The sequence below is a fragment of the Natronorubrum aibiense genome, assembly GCF_009392895.1.
Lineage (GTDB): Archaea > Halobacteriota > Halobacteria > Halobacteriales > Natrialbaceae > Natronorubrum > Natronorubrum aibiense.
Window position 1 is genome coordinate 1,363,388 of record NZ_CP045488.1, and the last position, 23,480, is coordinate 1,386,867.

Genomic DNA, 23,480 nt, shown 5'->3' on the forward strand with positions numbered 1-23,480 from the left:
ATTTATATCCTTGATATTGATGACTATGCAAGCAGCCATCACCCGAGTCGTCGTTGTCTGTTTCTTGCTTATGACAGCGTCACTTGCTGCGGCCCCTGCCGCGAGTTCTGGATATAATCTCGAAGTTACCACATCAGTTTCAACACCTCAAGAAACGGTTGAGATCGAGGGTGACCAGTTTACTATCGATGGAATTGGTGTCGTTGAACCGGGTGATCCAATCGAGATTGATGTGACATCTAGTAAGGACTATCGCGTCACACTTTACAATACAGACGGTGATGGAGAATACCGCAGTGATCTCATCGATGCGGATAACGACCGTATCACCATTGGAACTCAAGATGATGACCTAGATACGAGCAATCTGGAAGGAACATACATGCTGACATTAGAGCCCCGAGGCGAAGGGCGGCAAGCTGTCTATCCAGTCGTTGTTCAGGCGTTTGATTTCCATCTCGAGTATCCTAGCATGGCAACGCAAGGTGAAACAGTCGAGTTCAGTACAACGATCGACTCGAGCGACACATCGATGGTTGAAAGTGTTGAGGTAGCTCTTTGGAATGAGGCTGCTGGCGATGCTACTGAAATAACACTCGATAGTCAGGGAGATGGTTCCTACAGTACGACAGTTGATCTTGACAGTTACGACAAAGGTGAATACACGATTTATGGTGCTGCCCTCAGTGACGACGAGGCAGAGGGCTATCCGGCACCGATCGCTATCCAGGGCGGGGAAACAATGACTGTGAGCGAAGATGACAGCAGCGATGATGATAATGATAAAAAAAGTGATGATGATGATAAGATGGACACAGATGAGGAAGTGAATGAGTCTGATGAGTCTGAAAATAAAACAGACAGTGAAGATAGTGAACCGGACATGCCTGGTAATGAAACTGACAATGGGAATGGTGTGTCAGATATGCCCGGTAATGAAACCGACAGTGAAGAGGGTGAGCCCGACATGCCTGGCAATGAAACTACCCCTGACTTAGAGGACACCTCCGAAAATGAAACCGAAGAACACGGTGATGACGAGGAGGGTGGAAACGAAACGGGTGTTATAAATCCAAACGAAGAGTCCGACAATGAGACCGGAGATCAGGATGAAGACGCGGTTGGAACGCCTGGTGTAGTCTTCCTCGCGGTTTTCTTACTTCTTGGTCTGCTTGCGTTCGGTAGTCACGTCCGTGAAGGCGAACAGGATTGACCTCCTCCCGCGCCTACAGTCGCTGAAATCCCATCATGGGAATTCATGCCAATCGATTCGGTTTTATGGTTTTCGTAATCTATGTGAAAAATGAAGTGTCTGTGTCGAATCAGGTGAGGACGTTGAGTGGGGGCCAAGAGATCGGTCAACTGCGGCCACTCTGGAAACTCCAGTGAACCACACCTCCACTTCCATGTCCATGACCACGACCACGCGATCCCGTACATCGGAGCAAGCCTTCCCATCCAGTTCGACGCAGTCATGACTCACCCCAAACTACCGTCGACCGAGCGCAAACAGACGTACATCCACTGCGGTCAAACAATCGCATACGACACTACCCCTGGTTGACTGATCAAATATCGGGATTTTCCTCGGAAATGTTAAAACGGTGTAGTGTAATGTAGTGAAGTATGACGCAACGTGATCGTCTTATAACTGCAATATTCCTTACCGCAATCATGCTTCTTGCACCGATTGCTGGGGTCGCTGGTGCAGCCAGCGGAGCAGGGACGACAGCAGACGGGTCGACTAGCGATTCTAATGAGGCTGAGTTCCACGAAATCGACGAGAATGTTGAGGTTTGGGAGCGGTCAGCGCTTCCGCTGCGTGCCGATACCGACGCCGACGGCTCGATTACAGTCCAAAACCTCTTGCTTGACGTAAAGACAACTCAGGGTGGCCCAGACTCTGCAAACCGTGACACTCTGTCCGTCTACAAAACAGGTACAAATGTCGGGCTCACATTCGACGGTTCAGGACTTGCTGCTGACACGAGCCAGTTTGGTGACGATGATGTCCAACTGCTTCGTGCCCACCTCCAGGAAGACACTGCTGAAGATGATGTCACCGTTAGCGAACTGCCAACGAGTGGGCAGGAGTTAACGGATGAACTCACAGCAGAGAATCTTGAAAATCTCAACAACAACGTTTCATTCAGCGTTGAAGATGAACAACTTGCGGAAGATGGCACTCTCGAGACGGACGTTACAGTTGACGATTCTGGCCTTCACATGTACGTTCTCGCGCTTGGTGATGGACTGTCCGACGACGGTGAGGGTGATCTTTCGATCGATGGTGAGACAAAAATCATCGGTGTCGAACAACTCGTCGCTCAGGATAGCCCCTCAGACGTTACTGTTGACGATTCTGCCGAGCCTGGCGATACCATCAGCTTCGATGTCGCCGCGACAGAGTGGGATGACAATACGACCCACAGTGTTGTGCTATACGATGAAGAGACCTTCACGAGCAGCACAATGACGATCAACGTCACCGAAGACTTCTCTACTGATCTCTCTCCGGAGGATGTGACGATTGATCACACAATTGGAGAAGTCAACGGTGTTCAGAACGTCAGTGGTGATCTCAGCGCTTTCGGACAGACACTCGCCGAACGGAATTCGACCGGTATTCTCCAGACTGCAGATCTGATCAGCTTCCTCGCAAGCGAAGCTGATCTCGATGACTCTGAGGAACCTGAAACCGAGTCTGACGATGACGTGCTTGATGCTTCATCTGTGATTGTCCAAACCGACGGCAACGAAGCGACGGTCGAAGTCGAAACCTTTGGAAACTGGACCGAAGGTGACTACCGCTGGATTCATATGGCCGCTGGCTCCTCGAGTGATCAGTTCCAAGCAAATACGGACATGATCACGATCGAAGAGGATGACAGTGACACAGGTGGTGGTGGCGGCGGTGGTGGCGGCGGTGGTGGCGGTGGCGGTGGCGGTCCCATCGATCCAGGCCCAGATCCCGAACCTGAGTTTGAACTCTCGAACGTGACTGTGAGCAACGCTAAGATCATGACTGGTGACTCTGTCGACATCACGGGTACGGTCACCGAGGAGGCCGGTTACAGTGGACCCTTCGTCGCTGAACTGATCATCGACGGTGAGGTCGTCGATACAGAAGACATCGAGATGGCTAGTAACGCCGAAAAAACGGTGACGTTCACACACACCTTCGATGAGGAAGGTGAGTACGAGGTTGCGCTCAATGACGTAACCGCTGGAACGGTCAGTGTCCACGACTCTCTTGAGGCTCAGTTCGACGTGACCGACGCATCGCTGAGCGAGGACGAGATCAAAGTCGGTGACTCTGTCGACGTGACCGGAACCGTCGAAAACACTGGCTCGAAGGTCGGAACGTTCACCGCTGAACTGACCGTCGATGGTACTGTCGTCGCCGAACAAGATGTCACTGTCCCCGCTGGCAAGTCGAAGACAGTCACGCTCACCGATTCGTTCGATGAAAGCGGTGAATTCGAGATCGCGGTGAGTGGGACCTCTGCTGGCACATTGACTGTCACCGATACTGATACCAGTGATGACAGCGATAGCGATGACAGCGATAGCGATGACGCCGATAGCGATGACGGCGGCGATGATGGCGGCGATGATGACGATGGTGATGACGATACTATCCCTGGATTCGGACCTGCAGTGGCAGTTCTCGCGTTGCTCTCAGTTGCGTTGATCCGTACACGCCGACAGTCGTAACAGCTGCCAATATCATTTTGATCGTGAATTCAATTTTTTGTTTCTCGAGAGCGACATCTACACTCTTCAGATTGATGGCACGACCCGTGCGATTCGAGTAGGACGACTACAACTGGTTGGGAAAACTATTCACTCACGAAAGTCCCAAAGAAGTGTGCACAAACCTGCAAGTTGCTTCCGTGGTCGTTCGAGACAGCTTACCGTCTCGTGATGACAGAGAGTAAAGCTCTCTCGAACCAAATCGGTCAGCTGAACCCCCAACGGAAAAAATATCGCGTTTTAATACTGAGGAGGGAATATCAAAGATATTCGAGCGGTGGCGTTCGACTGAGCCGCCAGCCAGCCAGTGCGGCCGCAACCGTACCGATCACGACCGCGATCGCCAGCGCACTCGCGAGAATCGTCGGTGACGTCTGGACCAACCCGTCGAAGCCGACAACGGCCGCCGCGAGTCGGTTCAACAGGCCGACCGCAGGCGGCGTGAGGACGAGTCCGAGAACGCCGCCGAGGAGACCGATCGCGAGACCTTGTCCGAGGACCGAGGCCACCAACAACGACGAGGAGATTCCTTGCGCTGAAAGCGCCCCAAAGGCCGCCCGTTGCTGGAAGATCACGAGCGTGAGCAGGGTGTGTGTCAGTGCGATCCCCGCTCCGAGCGCGAGGACAATCAGTGCCCCGCCTGCAGCGAGGATGAGCACCTGTTCCTGAAGGACTGCCTCGAGTTGCTCTTGGTTCGAGCGAATCTCGTACTCGGGATGATCCTCGGCCAGGCTCGTTTGAACGGTGTCGATATCTGCGCCATCTTCGAGGGTGATCGTGATGAACGTCGCGGGCTCGGTTTGGGTCGTGCCCGTCGCCTCATGGAGTTCGGAAAGCGGCATCACCACAGTTGGAGCACCGAGCATCCGCTCGAATGTCGAGGAGATACCGACGACGGTCATCTCTGTGTTGCGGGCGACAGCAAGTGAGCCACCGACATGAATCGTGTCGCCGACCTCGACATCGAGTGCTCGAGCGGTCTCCTCGTCGATGAGAACCTCGTTGGTTCGCTCGCCATCGTAGCTGCCGTTCGCGTAGTGTGGGTCTCCTCTCAGTTCCTCTCCTTCTGTGACTTGAACCGCACTGCCGCTTCCGGGAACGCCGGTCCCAATAAATGTCTGGAAGTCGTCATCTTCGCTAGTTCCAACGTATACTGTTTGGAATGCGAGTGGAACCGCATTTTTGACATCGTCATGAGATTGCATTTCGGCAGCAACACTCCGAGAGTCAGTCAGCGAGTTCTCGAAGCCGCCACCACCAGCGGGTGTGAGCCGTGTCTCGCCTGCGGTTACCCACAGATCCCGGTCAGCCGCATCGAACTGTTGTTCACCGGTCTCGAGGACACCCACGCCGACGCCGGCGAGGAGCGTCATCGCGAGGACGGCCAACCCCACGCCGATGATTGCAAGGCCAAGTCGTAATCGGTGGTGGCGGAGTTGGCTGATCGTGATTCCGCCGGCGACACGAAGGCGAGCAAGCCAGCGTTTGAGACTCATCACGGGACACCTCCGGTGACACGTCGCGTCAGTATGAGCAGAATCGGTAACGAAAGGATACCGATCAGGAGTCCGGCGGCGACTCCGTACGCGACGAAGAGAGGATGGGACGTCGCGATCGGACCGGTCGTAATCGTTTCAGTTGCGATATAGTTGGTCAGCCGGATTCCGCCAAGACCCACGACCGAGCCTACTAATCCACCGAGTCCAGTTACCACGAGCGTCTGAACGCCGATCAATCCGAGCTGGCTGTGTGTCGAGAGACCGAGCGCGGACAGCGTTGCCAGCTGTCGGCGATCGGCGACGACCTCAAGCCCAGTCGTTGTGAGGACGAACAGCGTTCCGACAGAGATGGCGACGACAAACGCTGTCAGCGCGAGTGCAAACGGGAGCCCCGACTCCGTGGCCTCACTGGCGGTAAGACCACCCCGAGTGAGGACATTGGACTGCGGATAGATTCCTGCCAACTCGTCTTCGACCGCTGGTGAGTTCGACCCGACGACGAACTGGTCGGCTTGATCGTGTTTGTCGTCACCGGTCAAGGTCTGGAGCTCGCTGAGCTGGACGACGGCGGTCGGGATGTCGCCAGCAGCACTCGTTCCGTCATCAGTCGCCGTGACGACGAAGGAGTCATTTCCGGCGACCGTCACTCTGTCACCAGAATCGGCCTCGAGCAGGCTGCTGGCGCTCCGCGAGAGGACGATTTCGCCGGTCCAGTCGCCGTCGTAGCTGCCGTTCGCGTAGTATGGATCGTTGTCGGTCAGTCCTGTTGTCGAGACCTCGGCAATCCGATCGAAACCGGGCGAGTTGATGACGCCAATCGCCAGGACATATTCGCTTTTGTCTCCGACCTCGAGACGGACTACCTGCGAGAGAACCGGCGATGTGAACGTCACATCGTCCGTCGCTCGAATCTGCCCGGTGGTCTCGTGGACGGAACCGAACTGGGGCTGATCAGTCGCCAGCAGCGACGATCGCTCGCCGTCACTTTCGGGAACAACCCAGTAATCAACGTCGTCGTCGTACACTGTCGTTCCGGTCGCGAGACCGATGCCGATGCCCGTTACGGTGACCAGTAATGCAATCACGACTACGACGCCGAGGATGCTGAACCGGATGCGTGTTTGATCTGTCTGGGTCGCACGGGAGATCGTCTGGCGGACGCCAACGCGGATGATACCAACCCACCGCGTGAGTCGCTTTCGAAGGTTCATTTGTCGCCGTCACCGCGGATCGTCCCGTCTTTGAGCCGGACGATGCGGTCAGCGATCGCCAGCGTTGGCTGATCGTGAGAGGCGAGTACGACGGCCCGGTCGTCCGCAATGCGTTCGAACTCGTTCAGGACGCGCTCGCCCGTTTCGGTGTCGAGTTCGCCCGTCGGCTCGTCGGCGATCACCAGCGTCGGGTCAGTCACGAGCGCACGGGCGATCGCCACCCGCTGTTGTTCGCCGCCGCTTAATTCGCCGGGACGGTGTCCGACTCGGTCTCCGAGTCCAACCCGCTCGAGCAATGCTGTGGCTCGCTTTCGCCGCTCACGTTTTCCAACGCCGAGTTCGACCAGTGGGAGCGCAACGTTGGCCCGCGCGGAGAGTGACTTGACCAGATGGAAGTGTTGAAAGACGATTCCGACATGCTCGAGTCGGAGTCGCGTTCGCTGTCGATTCGAGAGCGTCTCGAGGTCTGTCTCCTGAAACGTTACGGTCCCCTCAGTGGGTAGTTCCAACCCGGCAAGCAGGTGAAGGAGCGTCGACTTGCCGCTGCCGCTTGGGCCGGCGAGGCCGACGATCTCGCCCGGTTCGATCCCAATGGAGGCGTTCTCGAGCGCCCGTACTCTTGGTGCCTCTGATCGGCCGAGTAGCGTTCCAAGTCGGCCGGGATCCGACCCCCGCGTGTAGATTTTGGTCACGTCGGAAGCGCGAACGACGGGTGGATCGGTGTGTTCGCGAGTGCCAGCGACAGTGCCGTCGCCGGGTGGTGCGGAAGCGGCAGGTGTAGGCGGCGTCATACTGTGGACAGTCAGCTATACCCCATTAATTGTCCCGATTCCTGAATATCAACTGAAAATTTCAAGGGTTTCTCGCTACCTCTCAAAGGTAACTCCTGTCAACAAAATCCCGTGGGTTTACAGGGACTGGCTTCACCTACAGAGATAGATGCCGACGCACCGACGAATGCGGTTTATCCGCGGACAACTCGCTTGGATGGTTGCTGCCGTGCTGGCTTTGTCCGTGCTCGGCTCGTTTTCCTACGAACTGTTCTTTGTCCTCTCGTTGATCGGCCTGCTGATTGTCACAGAGCTCACAGCCCCGTTTGCCGTCACACCCGAGTGGCGGCGTCGACTTCGGTGGCTCATCCTACTCGGATTAGTTGGCTTTGCGGTCATCGTTGTCCGCCGTATCCTCGAGATTCTGCCCCCGGAGGTGCTTCCATGGTAACTCGCTGTCTTGAGTTGGAGGTGACACAGTGAATCCCCTCGAGTGGATCCGCGACGACGCAGGGATCGATTGGCCACGAGTGTTGCTCGTCACCCTGTCGATTACCGTGCTCATTGCAGTGGGCGTCGCAGCAGCGACGTCGACGGCGGCGTTTGGCCCGTACAACCCCTCATGGGATGGATCATCCGAACTCCGACAACAGATCGAATCGGAACCAGGCGTTGAGAGTGAACTGATTCGTGATACAGCCCGGTATGACGCCTACGATCCGAACGAGACGGTCGCGTTCGTTATCGCACCGGAAGAACAGTATACAGCGGCTGATGCTGAACGGCTACAGCAGTTCGTTGAAAATGGTGGAACACTTGTCGTCCTCGAGAACTTCGGCACGAGCGGCAACGAGTTGCTGGAGACTGTAGGGGCCGAAACCCGTGTCGATGGCGTCTTGCTCAGAGACGAACAGGAGTACCACCGTGGGCCGACGATGCCGATTGCAACCGGTGTTGAGAACGATACACTTACTGAAGATGTTGAGCAGCTCACACTCAATCACGCATCGGCACTTGAGCCGGGTGAGGCCACGGTACTGGTCCGAACGAGTGAGTACGCCTATCGCGATGCGAATCGGGATGACCAACTGAGTGGCGATGAAGAACTCGCGGCGTCTCCCGTTGCAACCGTTGAGAACGTCTCTGACGGTCAGGTGGTTGTCGTCGGTGACCCAAGTATTGCGGTCAATGCGATGATCGACGAACCAGACAATGCAGCGTTCCTGCAGCGACTGTATACTGATTCGGACCACGTACTGATCGACCTCTCTCACGGTGAAGAGCTCCCACCGCTTGCCGGTGCAATGCTTACGCTGCGTGGCTCACCCCTATTACAGGTGCTCGTCGGTGGACTCGGGATCGGAGCGACTGTGCTCTTCTCGAGACGAGCTGTTCATCCTGTACTCGAACGAATTCAGACAGTGGTTGGTAGTCGCCACGGTCCTGTTGACGAAACTGCCGTTGAACCGGTTCTGGAACTCGATGACGAGCAGCGGGCAACACTCCTTCGGGAGCGCCATCCCGACTGGGACGAACAGCGAATCCAGCGCGTGATGGCAGCGTTTAACCGTGATGGAGCGAAACGAAGAGACGACGAATGAGCGTCGAGCACCCCGCTGACGACGAGATGTCGAGCAGCCCCGAGGCGATCTACGATGCGTTGCGCGACGAAATCGGTCGCGTCTTGATCGGAAACGAATCGGCAGTCGAGCATCTCACGGTCGCCCTCCTGACTCGTGGCCATGTTCTGCTTGAGGGAGTCCCAGGTGTAGCGAAAACGACGCTCGCGAACCTGTTCGCACGTGTGACTGGACTCGAGTACAATCGAATCCAGATGACTCCCGATATTCTGCCAGCGGACATCACGGGGACACACATCTACCGGGAGAACAGCGGTGAGTTTGCACTCCAACGCGGGCCCGTCTTTGCCAATCTGGTCGTCGCTGACGAGATCAACCGGGCGACGCCGAAGACCCAGAGTGCGTTGCTCGAGGCAATGCAAGAACGTCGCGTCACAATCGAAGGTGAGACCCTTGCTTTGCCGCTGCCGTTTATGGTCGTCGCAACGCAGAACCCACTCGAGATGGAAGGGGTCTTCGAACTCCCGGAAGCCCAGCGAGACCGCTTCCAGTTCAAACTCACGATCGATCTTCCCGACCGAACGGATGAACGCGAGTTGCTCGACCGGTTTGATGACACTCCTGACCTTGGCCCAGACGACGTCGAACAGGTCGTCGAAATGTCGGAAGTGCTGGCTGCACGTGATGTCGTCTCGTCGGTCTACATCGCTCCACCGGTCAAGGAGTACATCCTCGATCTTGTCGAAGCGACACGAACCCATCCGGATGTGACCCACGGTGGCTCGCCTCGAGCAACGCTTGCGTTCCTCGAGGGTGCAAAAGCACGAGCGGCCATCCACGGCCGTGAGTACGTGATCCCCGACGACGTGAAAATCCTTGCAGAGCCGACCCTGGTTCACCGACTTGTCTTAAGTACGGACGCAGATCTGAGCGATGTGACGCCTGCAGAGGTCATCGCTGATATCGTCGATTCGATCGAACCGCCGGGGGCAGATGCGGCCGAGCCACCAGCAGAACCGGTTAGAAACTGAGAAGACCTCTCGTTTTCGGCTAGCAGAGCGGGCTACTCGTCTTCGGGCGCTGTTTCTGGATTCCAGCGGCAGGTGACCAGCCAGTCGGCTCGGTCGTCGCCAGGTGTGACCTCGAGCGTAACGGGTTGATCAAGCCCAGCGGCGAAGCCGACTGCAAGGAAAGACGGAATGGGATGATCGATTCGATCGATATCGCCGAACGCGCTACCGGTAATCGAAATCGTCGCCCGGCCGTCGGCTGCGTCGATATCGGCGTCGGCACGTTGTGCGAGTTCGAACTGTTCGACGAGACCGTCAGTCAACTGGGACGCAAGTGCTGCTGGCTCAGTCGCAATCGCTCCAGTCACAGCTTGCTCGAACTCATCGAAGAGTTCGGCGCCGGTCGCCTCGAGGAGGAGACCGCGTGAATCGTCGTCGACGACGATCGGTCCTGCCTCGTCATCCGGCACGGAATATGCTGTGTTCTGGGGCACATAGAGGCGGGCAGGGACCGTCTTTCCGGGCACGTACACTCGATCGTCACGGAGTCCGAGTTCGTCAGCAATCGCAGCGACATTCGTTGCACCCGCAGTGTAGACGCGTTCGCCGACGTCGGCAGCGACGAACTGACTCGGCGTGAGATAGTAGGTCAGTACCGCCCCGAACAGGCCGGTTGCACCGAGTGCAACGAGGACATCCCGTGCATCGGGAAAGAGCACACCGCCGAGTGCTGCGATGATACCGACCGCTGCAAGCCCGAGTGCCGTCGCCTGGTAGCGTGATTGGCGTGCCCGAACGTACTCCTCGCGTAGCCGGCGATTTTCCTCCGTCAGCACTTCGACCTGCGCCGCGAGTTCAAGTTGTTCGTCGCTGTCTGTCGTCTCGCTATCAGTCTCGTTGGTCGTGGGCGAACGTGGCTCGGCCATCTCGACGTCGTTGCTACTCATGTCTCAAATTTGGTGTCTGTTGTGTGCTCATCGGGAACGAGTCCAAGGCGGACGAGTTCGTACCGGTGGAGGGTGTACGCTGTAAGCGCGAAAACGGCAAGCAGGATGCTGGCAGCGAGCCACAATGGTTGCGCCTGGCTCCCGGCCCACGCAATGCTGACCAGTCCGACAGCGCTCACAAGCGCGACGGCAACATTGCTGAGCGAGTTCGTGGCTCGGCTGCTCAAAACGAGCACGAACACGAACGCGAGTTCGATGTCGATGAAGGTGAAAAGATCGATATCTCCCGAAAACGCCGTCGCGAGCACAACGTGTCCCGCTGCGATCGCATACGGAATCCCGAGTGTATACCAGATGACTGCCGTTGTGAGTGCGGCAACAGTGCCAGTAGGGCCGGCGGCAAGCGTGAGCACTGCGGTGAGGACAGCGAGTGCGCCGATCGTTGGCCAGTCACGTCCTGACTGTTCGTCGGCAGCCGTGCTCATGCACGACCTCCTCGAGTGTGGCTTCGGTTCGACGAGAGCACAGTCGAGAGTCGATCCGCTGGCCCAACCTCGAGTGCAGTCACGCGAGTCATTCGATCAAGCTCTCGCCGCAATTCCTCGAACTCGACGTAGCGGTCGTAGGCCCGGTCGATATCTGCGAGCCCACTCGGCTCATACAGAACTGTGGGTGCGAGCAAGATCATGACTGTGTTTCCGTTTTTGCGTGCGAGTTTGACCGTCTCGAGCAGCTCTGTCGGTCGTGAATCGTCAGTGAAGATGACCGTCCAGAGACTGTCGAGACTGCGATTGTGTGCTGTTCTGACGGCACCGTAGAGTGGATCTGAGTCAATGCGGTCACGGTACCGTTCTCGAGTCGCGTAAAACGGTTGGAGCGTCGTCGCGAACGTATCCGTGTCATCCTTGATCGCCGCCAGCTTCTTTCGAGCAGCCGCCGCAGTGAGTTGCTGTCGACTCTCGCTGGCGCCGGACGCTGGCTCACATGGTGGGTCTGCGGGCGTTGGCTCGAGGGTGAGGAGTTGCTGTCGAACGTGGGTGTACGTCGCGGGCATCGTCGCGGGCTCGACACGGGAGGTCACGCCGCCATCGCCGATAGTGAGCAGCCCGAGCGGGTCGCCGAGTCGTCGTGCGCTTGCGGCTGTTGCGAGCGCGACTTCGCGAAGATAGTCGAGTTTCGTCTCACTGTGTGCCCCCGTCGCGAGCGTGGCACGATGATCGACGACGAGGAGCGTCCGTCGATCGGTCGTGGCCTCGAACTCTCTGACGTGTGGGGTCGCCAGCCTGGCTGTTGCCTTCCAATCGATTTGATCCGCCGTGTCACCTGGAAGGTATTCCCGCAGCTCTGCCGGCTCGAGTCCGGATCCCAGCTTTCCACCATCGTGTTCGCCGTATACTGTCGCAATTTGAGTGCCGCCGTCGCCGACATGAATCGTCCGCGGGCTACGTGGGTTGACGGTCACTTCCGGTGTCGTACCCAGCGAAAGTGTTTCGCGGACGAATCCATTCGAGACTGTCACAGTCGGCTCGTCGAATCGGTGCTGGCCGGCGATCGGCCACGAAACATCGACCGTGTGCTCAGCGCTCGAGTCAGTCGGGTTGAGTGTTAGCGCCAACTGGTTGTCTGCAACGGCTGCCGCCGGCAGTCCAGCGTCGACCTCGAAGCTGAGTGGTGAGTCTGCCTCGAGCGTCGCCGTGAGAGTGACCGGAACCGTATCCGTTGTCCGAATCCCCGACTGGCCGACCGACTGACGGATCTGTAGGGAGGCGACACCGTGCTCGAGTGCTCGAGTGAACTGATACTGGCGTATCAACACCCACGCGCCAACCAGCCCAGCACCGCCAAGGAGGAGTGGGCTGGCGGTAACGACTGCAAGCACCGCGAGAACCCCTGTGAGCGAAATCGCCGCCCACAGTTGACGCGTAGGATACATATATCACCGATTTGTGGGTGTCCTGTTGAAGCTACTGATTTCGTGAAACTGGCTGCCGGGAGCGTTGTTACTGGTCGAGGCTCGAAACAGATCAAACCACAACGGAGTGAGCGAGTAGGATGGAGATCCTGCACCCGTATCGGTGCCGGTGAACTAAAACCAGCGTGAGTTCCCCGTCCCACCGTGGGCGGGGTACTTCACTGCTTACGATAGTGATGATAGTGACTCAAACATCTCTCCGAGGGCTACGCGGTCGATCTTTCCAGTTGCAGTCCGGGGGATGTCGTCAACGAACTCGATTTGTTCTGGGATCTCATGTTCTCCGAGGCGAGCCCTGCAGATCTCACGTATCTGTGCTTCTGTGACGTCGCTGTCACGCGTGACGATGGCCGTGATAACTGCCCCCTTGAGATCGTCACGGACATCGATAACCGCCGCTCCTGTGACACCGTCAATGTCATAGAGAACCTCCTCAATTTCGCGTGGATAGACGTTTGCACAGCCGACGGTGAACATGTCCCCGCGCCGACCGACGACGAAGAGGTGGCCATCGTCATCGAGATATCCGATATCTCCCGAGCGAAGCCACCGCTTTCCGTCTCGCTCGACGAATGCTTCGGCATTGCGTTGTTGCCGTTCGAATCCGGGTGTTACTGTATCGCCCCGCCAGAGCAGTTCACCACGCTCTCCGCAGTCGACTGGCTGGCCCGTGTCGATATCCTCGATTCGAAGGTCGACGACTTCACGAGCAGGCGGGCCGACACTGCCGGGCTTTCGAACGTCCGTGTCAGGTCGATTAAACGCAGCCAGCGGTGTGGTCTCGGTCATTCCATAGCCCTCGAGGACCGTCGCATCGAGCGTTGCCTCAGCGTCGTCAAGCTGCGCCGTCGGCATTGGTGCCCCGCCAACGACGACTCGCTCCAGTGACGAGAAATCGTAGTCATTGACGTTATCGTCGGCAACCAGATCACGCACCATGTTCGGCGTGAGGAATGTATAGGTGACGTCTCGAGTCTCGATAGTCTCCGCCACGGAAACGGGATCCCACTCCGGCAGGAACCAGTTCTCTGCCCCGGCAAGGAGTAGTGGAGTGGTCGTGACGTTGAGTCCCGTAACGTGGAAACATTGACTCACCGTTAGCCCGATATCATCCCGCGTCAGGCGGTGATAGGTACGAATCCCCCGCGCATTGGCAATGATATTGCCGTGCGTGTGACGGACGCCTTTCGGCCGTCCAGTCGTGCCGCTACTGTAGACAACCGCTGCTATCTCGTCGCTCCGTCGTGGATACACCGTGTACGTGTTGGCCGCGTCCTCGAGCAGGGTCTGAAAACGGGGGCCGATGCTCCCATCGACGGTTATCGCTGTTTCCACGTTTGTCGCGACCGATTCGAACGCCTCGTCGGTCACGAGCACCGAACTGTCACTGGTGGCGAGCACGTAGCGGACCTGCTCGTCGTTGAATCGCGTGTTGATAGGTACGGGAACGGCGCCGTGCTTCATCGCACCGAGATACGCAGTCAAGAACGGCACCTGGTTCCGGAGGCAGATAGCGATGCGTTCGCCGCGATCCACACCGCGCGCCGCAAAAAGATTCGCCGCCGCGTTAGATGCCGCCGACAGTTCGACATACGTTATCCGTCGCTCCGGGTCGCCTACCGCCCACGAATCCGGAATTTCCCTCGCGGCGTGATCAACGACGTTCCCGAAGTTCATGAGCGGATGAATAACGCACCGGACTATCTCATTTTTTGTGACTAGATTACATATCAGATATGAATTGTGTGCCTGACCGAGTTGATTACCTCCAGATTTCGTTTCTCGGGATGATTTTGTAATTTGACCTCTGTGCCATATTGTGGGACGAAACCAACCTGAAGTCAGTGATTTCGATGACGTGGTGGGGCCTGCCTCGAGACTAGGTCATGCGAAAGAGCTACGGAGTGCTACTCGGGGCCGGCAAAGACGATATCTGCTCTGATATCGTCCGCACTTTCTGTGACAAGGCCGGGAAGTCCTTCGTCAAGTGCCTCCCGCATCTCGTTGCCGGCGCCGTATGCAGCTACTGCGCCGTAAACGGTCTGTTCGGTCACGATGGGAGCGGCAATACCAACCATCCCATTGATGAGTTCTCCCCGATCGATGGCGTATCCCCGGTCTCGTATCGTCGCCATCTCTGATTGGAGGTTATCCGTGTCAGTTATGGTCTGTTCCGTCCGGGCTGTCAGGCCCTGTTGATCGACGATCTCTGTGATCCGTTCGGACGGCAGGTATGCGAGTATCGCCTTCCCTGGCGCGTTAGTGTGAAGCCGTGCACGTATTGGATACGCTTGCTGAGTAGTACGTGTGCCCTCGTTGGGAGCCCACTTCGTGGACTGAATTACTGCTGCATCTCCATTCTCCTCAATGACGAGTTGGCAGTACCGGCCTGACTGTTCTGCAAGCGATTCAACGGTGTCGCGGCCGTGCTGGAACACAGTTCGCGTGTTCCGTGATTCCTGCCCGACGTGGAGGTATTGAGTCCCGAGCCGATAGGATCCTTCTTCTTCGACGAGGTAGCCCAGCGTCGCGAGCGTCCGGAGATGGTTATGAACGGTGCTTTTCGGGAGCGTCAATGCGTCTGCGAGTTCAGTCGCTCCTGCTCGACCACGCTCGCGTAACTCGTCGACGATAGCGTACGACCGTTTGACTGAGTTGATCGGAACTGCTGGGTCCTCGTCCATGGCCGGTCGTCGATGGCTATCTTCTTTAATTTGTTCGATAATATGGGACGAAGGCGGTTTTGTTGCCATTTTATAAGAGATGCAAATAACCTATTGGTAATCTAAATGCTATTATATTACCATTGGCTAGTGGATTTCAATGACACCGCCTAAAAAAGGCCTATAGGTGATTTAATTGGATATAGTTGCGTTTCTATTTTCGAAATCTTCAGGTGTAACTCTGTAATGATGTAATTTTTATCAGTTGCATACATTTATAAAATGTCGTGTGATTCCCTTGTGTTGGCGTCACACAGTGACAAACGGTGTTGCTGGCGTGACCTGGAACACACATGCAAGGAAATGATGGGAACCAAGTAAGCCGACGGGGCGTCGTGAAAGGAATTGGCGGGCTCGCAGCGCTGTCAATGTCGAACGCGACCTTCGAGACTGCTCAAGCAGCGATGGATGCACCACTGCAGAGCGACCCCCACACGGCGGACACGTACCGATCAATTGTCGATGCAATTGTGCCACGAACACCGGAGCTTGAGAACGAACTCGGGCCAGAACACGTCCCCGGCGGTCTCGACGTCGGGTTAGAGAAGTTCCTCATCTGGGATTTCAACCATTTCCAGGAAATCCGTGCTGAGATGGTGACCGAGAAAGACTCGCTCCTCGATCTCTCAGACGATTCGGGACCGGAGATGCCACGGAGCATGTTCGAAACAGCCGTCGACACAACAGGCCTCGGATCTGACCTGAACGCGATACTGGATCTCGCAGACGTTAGCCTCTTGGAACTCGACCTGGACGGCGAGAAACTCGAGGAGTACCTCACGTTCGGCTCGCTTGTGCAACTGGAAATCGGGTTTGCCGACTGGGACGAAACCGCGGAGGGGCCGGCGGAGTTCGAACTGGTCGTCGAGACGACTAACGAATCGGTCCATCGAGTCCTCCAGAATTACCCCTATGCGTCGATATTCACGCTCGTGTTCGACCTCGTGGCCGCGGAGTTCCTCACACTCGGGAAGAACGAAGATCCCGTCTCACCGAACGAGGAATTTCCGGGTGGGGGGACGTTTACTCGTCTCTCTCGAGAGGACCGACTGCGGTGTCTGTGGACGATCGTCGATGGAGGTGCCATCGACACGCTCGACGATCTCCTGTCGCCGCTGGTGCCAGACGTCGGCATCCTAAAGTACGTGGTTATGGCCGTCAACGGCCTCCACGGCTTCGGCTACTACACCGAGTGGTCCGGATACGGAGACACGAAGACGAACACGCCCAACGAGCGCAAAATGCAGCAGGATCCGGCCGACGTCCAGAGCCGTCAGCAGAGCGGCTATCCCGGCCCCGCTCCAGGATACGCGGCCGACTGGCGTCACGCCGTTCCGGGCGGGTTCAAGGACCCGAAGGCCAAGAACCTGAACCTCCCGGATGACCTGACTGGCGATGATGTCATTGACGGGATCGGAGGTGACACCTGATGAACGACCCTGACGTCGTCGTCATCGGTGCCGGTGCGGACGGTCCGGCCGCTGCGTCACGACTCGCTCGCGAGCACGGCCTCGACGTCCTCATCCTCGAGGGTGGTCCGTGGCACGGCAACGAACAGTGGCCCGAGCCACACGCCGACGCCGGCGGGACGGTGAGTACGGATCCCGACGATCTCGATGGAAAGTTACTGGACGATCAGTTCACCCATCGAGAAGCCGACGCGAACGACCCCACTCACGGCTACCTCCGCGTGGGTCCGGCCGATCACTCGCGAGCGCCGTGGTTCCGGAATCTCCATCAGAACGCGTTCATCTGGCAGGTCGGCGCGGTCGGTGGCACTTCGCTCCACTACTTCGCGAACCATCCCCGGGCGTATCCCTACGCCATCGACGAGCAAGAGCACTGGCCGATCTCGTACGAAGACCTCGTTCCGTACTATCAACTCAACGAGGAAGTGACGAGTACCCAGCAAGCGCCGATGACGGCCAAGGAGGAGGTATTCATCGAAGGAGCGACGAACGCCGGCTACCCGCTCATCGATACAAAGAACGTCACGGAGACGGGGTGGAGACCACAAGCCAACGCCGTCGCAGTTCCTGGAGAGGAAACAGCGACCGACCAGCCACTCGATTCCAACTACGAGGGATCGTTCAGTTATGATGACGGGTTCCGCGGTGACACGCTCGTCGGCGACCACTTCCAAGGCTCATCGACTCCCATCGACGCACCAGTTCGCGAGAAGGCCCGCAAATCCGCGAACGTGAGCTGGGTGCCGCGAGCGCTCGATACGAACGACGACCCCGAAGCGGGGAACGTCGCGATTCGCCCGAACGCCTTCGTCACGAACATTGAAACCGAAGAAGGGCTCGGGACGATGGAGGCGACGGGCGTCACGTTCCGCGACTCTTGGTCCGGTAGCTCACAGACGGTCTCGGCCGACGTCGTCGTCCTTGCTGCTGGCTGCATCGAATCACCGCGACTCTGGCTCAATTCGGGCCTGCCGGACGATGGCTGGGTCGGCAAGGGACTCACGACCCACTGGTTCGACTGGGTCGTCGGCGTCTACGATGACGATACCGTCGCTGAGATCAACCCCGAGAATGAGCACATGGACCCCTACGTGGGTCAGAACTCCGCAGTTCGGTTCGACAAACCCGGGATCGGCGGACTCGAAGACATCGGCATGTCTCCGGGGCTCGTCTCCTACGCCGACTACCTCTTTACCGAGGCGGGGTACAGCTTCGACACGCCGGTCGACCCCGACGAACCGTGGGACACCCGTGGCTACGTCGTCGGCAAGGAACTCAAGCGCCGGATGTCGGATTACCGCCAGACAAAGGCACTCCTGATCCTCACCGATGACCTCCCGCATCAGGACAACGGCGTCTCGTTGGACAATACGTTCAGCGACGAACACGGTCCGGTTCCGAAGGTCAAGTACGAACCCCATCCCGACGACGATGCAAAGCGGGACGAACTCTCACGCATCGCCGCGAACATCCATCGTGAGGCCGGTGCCGATCACGTCCACCGCTGTGAGTGGCCACCGTTGTTGCTTCATATGCAATCGACGATGCGAATGGGGAAGGTGCTTGACGAGAACGCCGAGGCGAAGAACGTCTCGAGGCTCTTCGTCGCCGATCACTCCGCGTTGGCGAACGGACTGGGTGGTCCGAACCCGACCAATACCGGGCAAGCGCTCGCACTGCGGACCGCCGATCGAATCGGCGACCTCTACTTCTAGCCTACTACCATTCTGACCTTGCTTTGTTCTCTGCGCACTGTGGCAGCAAGTTTACCACCCCTCACTCTACCGACTTGACCAGATACCGAAGACGAGGGTACTGTCCACTAATGTGTCTGGAACGTCCGTGACGAACTTTCAGACTAGCCATTTTGATGGACGCCCTCCATGACCCTTTCACTAACGTTTTCAGCCGTCGCTAACCGTCCAATGGAGACTGCTACCGCGGGGGGTATCTGCAAAGGGTCATCGAAGCGGGAAGCCCCGCTCTCAACAAACGAGCACAAGTGAATGAGGTAGATAGAGTAGTTGACCGTGTCAAGAGAACAGTTTTTTGCCGCCGGCCTCAAATTCGAGAACTGTGACAACTGCCGTCGGCCGGACGATCGTCCTCGTGGTACTTCTGGTCTGTCTCCCGCTTACTGCAGTCGGTGGCGCGGTTGCAGCTCCAGCTGACAGCACCAACGAACGCGTTGCGTTCCAGCAGGACACGCCGGACGATGGGTCCGAGGACAACGAAACTGTCCGGCATCAGAATCCCGACGAGTACGATGAAGACGGCGATAGCGAGGCAACTGAACGCTGGCTCTCCGACTGGATGTCGAGTCAACTCGAGGGTAGCGCCGTCGAACTCAGTGAGGGCGAGTATGACCTCGCACGCGAGTACGTCGATGAGGAGTACCGTGACCGATTCGAGCAGTACGTCGACGTGGCCGGCGATACCGAGAGTGGAGCGAACAACTCCTACGAGGAGGCCCAGAACGAACAAGAAGAGTTGACGGATTCAGTCGAAGAGTACCAGGACCTCAAATCCCAGTACGAGGCCTCACGCGAGACAGGTAATGAAGAGCGCGCCCGTGAACTCGCTCGCGAACTCGAGGTGCTTTCAAACGACATCGAATCGTCGAGTCAGCAACTCCAGGACCACTACGGTGCCATCAGCGAAGACGAAGATATCGATCTGTCCGACGCAAGTGCTGCGATCGAAACCGTCAATCAGGACGTTCAGACCGAACAGGAAGTAATTCGCGAATCGGAGTTTGTCGAAACCGAACTGACCATCGAGCCGACGAATACGGACATCTCGTTTACCGAGCCGCTCGTTGGAACCGGTGAGTTGCGAACGGCAGATGGCGAGCCGATTGCGAACGAGGAGATCCGTCTCGATATCGGCAACCAAACGATTCAGGCTGAGACAGACGGCGCTGGATCGTTCGACTTCGAGTACCGACCGATCTCCGCCCCGCTGTCTGCAGAGACAGTGACGGTTCGGTACGCCCCGGAGACACAGTCGGTCTATTTCGGCAGTGAAACTGACGTGGCGGTTTCGATCGAACAGGTTGAGCCAACGATCACTGCGCCAGTCGTCGATCCCGAACAAGTGGCGTTCGGTGATGAGCTTGTCGTCGAATCCGAACTATACGTCGATGGTGTACCAGTCGATGGTGTGCCCCTCTCGGTTTCGAGTGGTGGCGAATTCCTGGGCGTCACCGAAACCGTAAATGGATCGTTCACGGGATCCGCGACAGTTCCTGCCGGCATCTCTGCTGGTGAGCAGTCGGTGCGAGTTGCACTCCCCTTCGAAGACCGAGCGCTCGCAAGCACTGAGGCAGAAACGACAGTAACGGTGACGGAAACTGAGCCTGATCTCTCCATCTCTGCGAGTCAGACCGACAACAGTGAGGTGGCGGTCAACGGAACACTCGAGGCAGCCGGCAACGGCGTCGGAGCCCAATCAGTACAGTTGCTCGTCGATGGAGAAGTCCTCGAGACGGTTACGACCGACGAGACTGGCGCGTTCACTGGCTCGGTTTCGCTGCCCGAAGGGACGACCGCGGGTGATGTTCAACTCGTTGCCGTCTACGACGACGATGGGACAAACCTAGCACGAACGGAGGCTGCGACGACGGTTTCGCTCTCGAGTGCCAGTAACAGCAGCGCTTTCTTGCCGACGTGGATGTGGCTCGTACTCGGACTATCTGTTGTCGTGGCTGGTGTGGCTGGCGTCTACTGGTATCGCGATCGGACGGAGTCGACATCACCATCTGACAGTCAAGCCGACGAGAGCGACCCAGTGGCGACTGTTGACTCGGTCGAGTCATCGTCGCTCTCTCAGGCACTGCTGTCACAGGCTGCCACGCAACTCTCGCGTGGTGATGCCGATGGAGCGGTCCAAAACGGCTACGCGGCAGTCCGCACACATCTCGAGTCCCAACTTGAGATAGCCGGTGCGCTCACTCACTGGGAGTTCTATCGACAGTACCGCGAGCGCGACCCGGCTTCCGCGGATTCAGTCACCACGCTCCGGGACGTCACAGAAGGGTACGAACAGGCGACATTCGGCCGCGAGGGAATCTCTGAACACGACGCCGAGACCGTTCTCGAGCGCGCGCGAGCGCTGTGTGGGCTCGAGGAGACTACTTCGACCAGTCCGGCAGACGATTAGCTATCTGGTGCACCGTTGAAACCCTCGACAGATGATTGGTTTCAACGTCGGTACAGCCGCCCTTCTCCAGTGCCTCCCAGCAACAGCCGACCAGTCATTTAATCGCTCAGAGGGCTTATCACCAGCAGTAGAACCATCGAATGCGCGAGCTCCGAGACATTGAGGGGTTGCATCCGCGAGATCTCACGCAACGTCAACGACTGTTAGTGACCTTCGTGGTCAGTCTCGGTGTGGTTGTCCTCTTTTATACGCTCGTTTACAACTGGGGGATGCAAGCGCTCGAAAATCGCCCCCAGTCTGTCTTTCGGTCGTTCCAGACAGTGATTGAGACGATGACAACGACCGGCTTCGGTGCGGATTCACCCTGGGCGACGCCGGTGATGAACGTCTTGATGGTGACGATCCAGTTGACCGGCGTCGTCATCGGGTTCGTCGCGCTGCGTGTCTTGGTCATCCCGCTGTTCGAGCAGACGCCGCTGAACCTTGCCGAGCGCCTCACAAGCAAAGCCGACCACGTCGTCATCGCGGAGTACCAGCGCGACACCGACATGCTGCTCAACGAACTCGAGGAACTTGATATCGATTACGTCCTCATCGAATCCGACATAGAGGAGGCGAAGCAACTCTCGGATGACGGGTATCAGGCAATCAACGGCAATCCGGAGGATCGAGCCGACCTCGACCGTGCGACGATCGAGCGAGCGTCACTACTCATCACCGACGCTGGCGATAAAACCGCGAGTATCGTCCTGACCGCGCTGGAGGCCAACGAGGACCTGCGGGTAATCAGTTTCACCGAGTCAACGCGCCATAACGCAGCACTCGCGGAGGTTGGCGTCGACCGCAGCGTCGCTCCACACGCACTGATCGGCCGGCGACTGGCGGAGAAAGCGACGACGCCCGTCACGGTCGATGAATGGTCCGAAGAGGGTGAAATCGACATCCGTGAGATACTCGTCCGGCGGGATAGTCCGCTCCACGGCGTTCGGGTGCGTGACTCGCCGATAGCGAACCACCCGAATCTGACTCTGGTCGCCGGGTGGTTTGACGGTGAGCTACGGCTGCCGCCGTCTCCCGACGACGAACTCACGCCTAACACCGTCCTGACCGTGGCTGGACCAGAGAACGAGATCGACGAGATGACGACCGAGATCGGCGACGTCCGATCGCGCCCCATCGCGCCCCCCTCGGAGGTGGTCGTCGCCGGCGTCGGCGAGGGCGGAACCGCCGCCGTCGAGGCGCTCCCGCCAGACGTCTCGGTGACGACCGTCGACCAATCGGAGGAGCGCGATCCCGACATCGTCGGTGATGTTACCGAACCCGAAACGCTCCGCAAAGCCGGCATCGACGATGCCTCGGCGCTGGTCGTCACCGTCGACGACGATTCGACCGCATTGATGACCATCGCCGTCGCCCGCTCGCTCTCCAGCAGGGTGGAGATTCTCGCACGCGTGACCGATGGAGAGAAGACGAGGGCAGCGTTCAGAGCAGGTGCTGACTACGTCCTGTCCATCCAACGAGTGTCCGCTCGACTGGTCGCGGCGGAGATTCACGGTGAACATATCATGGATCCAGCGAGTCAGATCCGCTTCATTCGAGCCGACGCGGCTCCGTTCGCCGGCGAGACGGTGGCGGAGGTCCGTCGCGACACCGACCGTGATTGGACCGTAATCGGCGTCTCGCGCGACGAGGCTGTTCACACCGACGAACGTACCACCATCAAGGCCGACGACGACGTGTTCGTCGCGGGAAGCGACGAGGCGATTCAGGAGTTCGAACGAACGGTCGCCACCTCGTGACTTCGGGGCTGTCGAACTCATTCACTATCTTTAGTCAGCGAGAGAATCCCGTCCTGAAGCCGAGAGACGCGAGGCTGAAGGGCGGGCGTGAATCGCGTCACTCGATTACACAACTACCGACGAATGCTGACTGGATATTCCACGCCAATCCATACCATTAAAGAGAGTCACCTGCACGAATTCACAACTCAATTGGTTCGTCGAGATTCGGATCGGTACCGAGGATTGCAGATAGATGGGGCTGTAGCTGGTCGAACTGTTCCGTTGGTTCCACGAGTTGACGTTCCGAATCGTATTCGATGACCCCTGCCGATTCTAACTTTGGAATGTGCGTGTGGGATAGCGAGGACTGAATCTCCGTTAGCACCTCTTCAGAAGCTTCGGTAACTGGTGTATGATGATTATAGTTGAGAATCGTACTCCTGAGGTCATTCACCGTCAACGAACGCTGTTCTTCTGCGAGTACCGCGAGGATGATGCGACGATGCTCATCTCCACACACGTCGAGCACCGTGTCGAATGCGATGGGATTTTCGCTCATTAGATCATCTTCAGACGACCTGCCCGGATCACCTCCACTTTT

The 23,480-nt window shown here is 57.8% G+C and carries 18 protein-coding genes; 9 read left to right on the top strand and 9 right to left on the bottom strand.

What is annotated here, in order from left to right:
• Positions 1 to 25 precede the first annotated feature (25 nt).
• Positions 26 to 1,213 (top strand): hypothetical protein, encoded by a 1,188-nt coding sequence (locus tag GCU68_RS06735; protein WP_152940101.1) that lies wholly within the window; start codon positions 26 to 28, stop codon positions 1,211 to 1,213.
• Positions 1,214 to 1,626: 413 nt separating this feature from the next.
• On the top strand, positions 1,627 to 3,717 hold the full coding sequence (locus GCU68_RS06740; protein WP_152940103.1) for a CARDB domain-containing protein: 2,091 nt from the start codon (positions 1,627 to 1,629) through the stop codon (positions 3,715 to 3,717).
• A gap of 299 nt (positions 3,718 to 4,016) precedes the next feature.
• On the opposite strand, the gene GCU68_RS06745 is transcribed toward GCU68_RS06740, so the two are convergent.
• The 3 genes from GCU68_RS06745 to GCU68_RS06755 are packed head-to-tail and all read right to left on the bottom strand — an operon-like array spanning position 4,017 to position 7,257.
• Positions 4,017 to 5,252, bottom strand: coding sequence for an ABC transporter permease (locus GCU68_RS06745; protein ID WP_152940105.1), 1,236 nt, complete (start codon positions 5,250 to 5,252; stop codon positions 4,017 to 4,019).
• Complete coding sequence (locus GCU68_RS06750; RefSeq protein ID WP_152940107.1) at positions 5,252 to 6,466, bottom strand: ABC transporter permease; 1,215 nt, start codon at positions 6,464 to 6,466, stop codon at positions 5,252 to 5,254. The genes GCU68_RS06745 and GCU68_RS06750 overlap by 1 nt, the downstream gene beginning before the upstream one ends.
• Entirely contained in the window at positions 6,463 to 7,257 is a 795-nt protein-coding gene (locus GCU68_RS06755; RefSeq protein ID WP_152940109.1) for an ABC transporter ATP-binding protein, read from the bottom strand. The genes GCU68_RS06750 and GCU68_RS06755 overlap by 4 nt, the downstream gene beginning before the upstream one ends.
• A 166-nt stretch (positions 7,258 to 7,423) precedes the next feature.
• On the opposite strand from GCU68_RS06755, the gene GCU68_RS06760 reads away from it, so the two are divergent.
• The 3 genes from GCU68_RS06760 to GCU68_RS06770 are packed head-to-tail and all read left to right on the top strand — an operon-like array spanning position 7,424 to position 9,847.
• Positions 7,424 to 7,687, top strand: a complete 264-nt coding sequence (locus GCU68_RS06760; RefSeq protein ID WP_152943631.1) for a hypothetical protein — start codon at positions 7,424 to 7,426, stop codon at positions 7,685 to 7,687.
• Positions 7,688 to 7,715: 28 nt separating this feature from the next.
• Positions 7,716 to 8,837, top strand: coding sequence for a DUF4350 domain-containing protein (locus GCU68_RS06765; protein WP_152940111.1), 1,122 nt, complete (start codon positions 7,716 to 7,718; stop codon positions 8,835 to 8,837).
• On the top strand, positions 8,834 to 9,847 hold the full coding sequence (locus GCU68_RS06770) for an AAA family ATPase (RefSeq protein WP_152940113.1): 1,014 nt from the start codon (positions 8,834 to 8,836) through the stop codon (positions 9,845 to 9,847). The genes GCU68_RS06765 and GCU68_RS06770 overlap by 4 nt, the downstream gene beginning before the upstream one ends.
• 32 nt (positions 9,848 to 9,879) lie before the next feature.
• Here GCU68_RS06770 and GCU68_RS06775 read toward each other — a convergent pair whose 3' ends face one another.
• From GCU68_RS06775 to GCU68_RS06795, 5 genes are all read right to left on the bottom strand, one after another.
• Entirely contained in the window at positions 9,880 to 10,773 is an 894-nt protein-coding gene (locus GCU68_RS06775; protein WP_152940115.1) for a hypothetical protein, read from the bottom strand.
• On the bottom strand, positions 10,770 to 11,258 hold the full coding sequence (locus GCU68_RS06780; protein WP_152940116.1) for a hypothetical protein: 489 nt from the start codon (positions 11,256 to 11,258) through the stop codon (positions 10,770 to 10,772). Before GCU68_RS06780 ends, GCU68_RS06775 begins: the two co-directional genes overlap by 4 nt.
• On the bottom strand, positions 11,255 to 12,706 hold the full coding sequence (locus GCU68_RS06785) for a DUF58 domain-containing protein (RefSeq protein WP_152940118.1): 1,452 nt from the start codon (positions 12,704 to 12,706) through the stop codon (positions 11,255 to 11,257). The genes GCU68_RS06780 and GCU68_RS06785 overlap by 4 nt, the downstream gene beginning before the upstream one ends.
• Positions 12,707 to 12,910: 204 nt before the next feature.
• Entirely contained in the window at positions 12,911 to 14,422 is a 1,512-nt protein-coding gene (locus GCU68_RS06790; protein WP_152940120.1) for a class I adenylate-forming enzyme family protein, read from the bottom strand.
• A gap of 230 nt (positions 14,423 to 14,652) precedes the next feature.
• Positions 14,653 to 15,429: an IclR family transcriptional regulator gene (locus GCU68_RS06795; protein ID WP_161991496.1), complete on the bottom strand. Its 777-nt coding sequence runs from the start codon at positions 15,427 to 15,429 to the stop codon at positions 14,653 to 14,655.
• A gap of 332 nt (positions 15,430 to 15,761) precedes the next feature.
• Between GCU68_RS06795 and GCU68_RS06800 the strand changes: the two genes are divergently transcribed.
• From GCU68_RS06800 to GCU68_RS06815, 4 genes are all read left to right on the top strand, one after another.
• Positions 15,762 to 16,898 carry a hypothetical protein gene (locus tag GCU68_RS06800; protein WP_152940123.1) on the top strand — a complete coding sequence of 379 codons (1,137 nt, stop codon included), beginning with the start codon at positions 15,762 to 15,764 and terminating at the stop codon, positions 16,896 to 16,898.
• Positions 16,898 to 18,652, top strand: a complete 1,755-nt coding sequence (locus GCU68_RS06805; RefSeq protein ID WP_152940124.1) for a GMC family oxidoreductase N-terminal domain-containing protein — start codon at positions 16,898 to 16,900, stop codon at positions 18,650 to 18,652. The genes GCU68_RS06800 and GCU68_RS06805 overlap by 1 nt, the downstream gene beginning before the upstream one ends.
• Before the next feature lie 361 nt (positions 18,653 to 19,013).
• Positions 19,014 to 21,098 (top strand): hypothetical protein, encoded by a 2,085-nt coding sequence (locus GCU68_RS06810; RefSeq protein ID WP_152940125.1) that lies wholly within the window; start codon positions 19,014 to 19,016, stop codon positions 21,096 to 21,098.
• A 140-nt stretch (positions 21,099 to 21,238) separates the two neighbouring features.
• On the top strand, positions 21,239 to 22,897 hold the full coding sequence (locus tag GCU68_RS06815) for a potassium channel family protein (protein ID WP_152940126.1): 1,659 nt from the start codon (positions 21,239 to 21,241) through the stop codon (positions 22,895 to 22,897).
• A 181-nt stretch (positions 22,898 to 23,078) separates the two neighbouring features.
• On the opposite strand, the gene GCU68_RS06820 is transcribed toward GCU68_RS06815, so the two are convergent.
• Positions 23,079 to 23,438: a DUF7344 domain-containing protein gene (locus GCU68_RS06820; protein WP_152940127.1), complete on the bottom strand. Its 360-nt coding sequence runs from the start codon at positions 23,436 to 23,438 to the stop codon at positions 23,079 to 23,081.
• Positions 23,439 to 23,480: the final 42 nt, after the last annotated feature.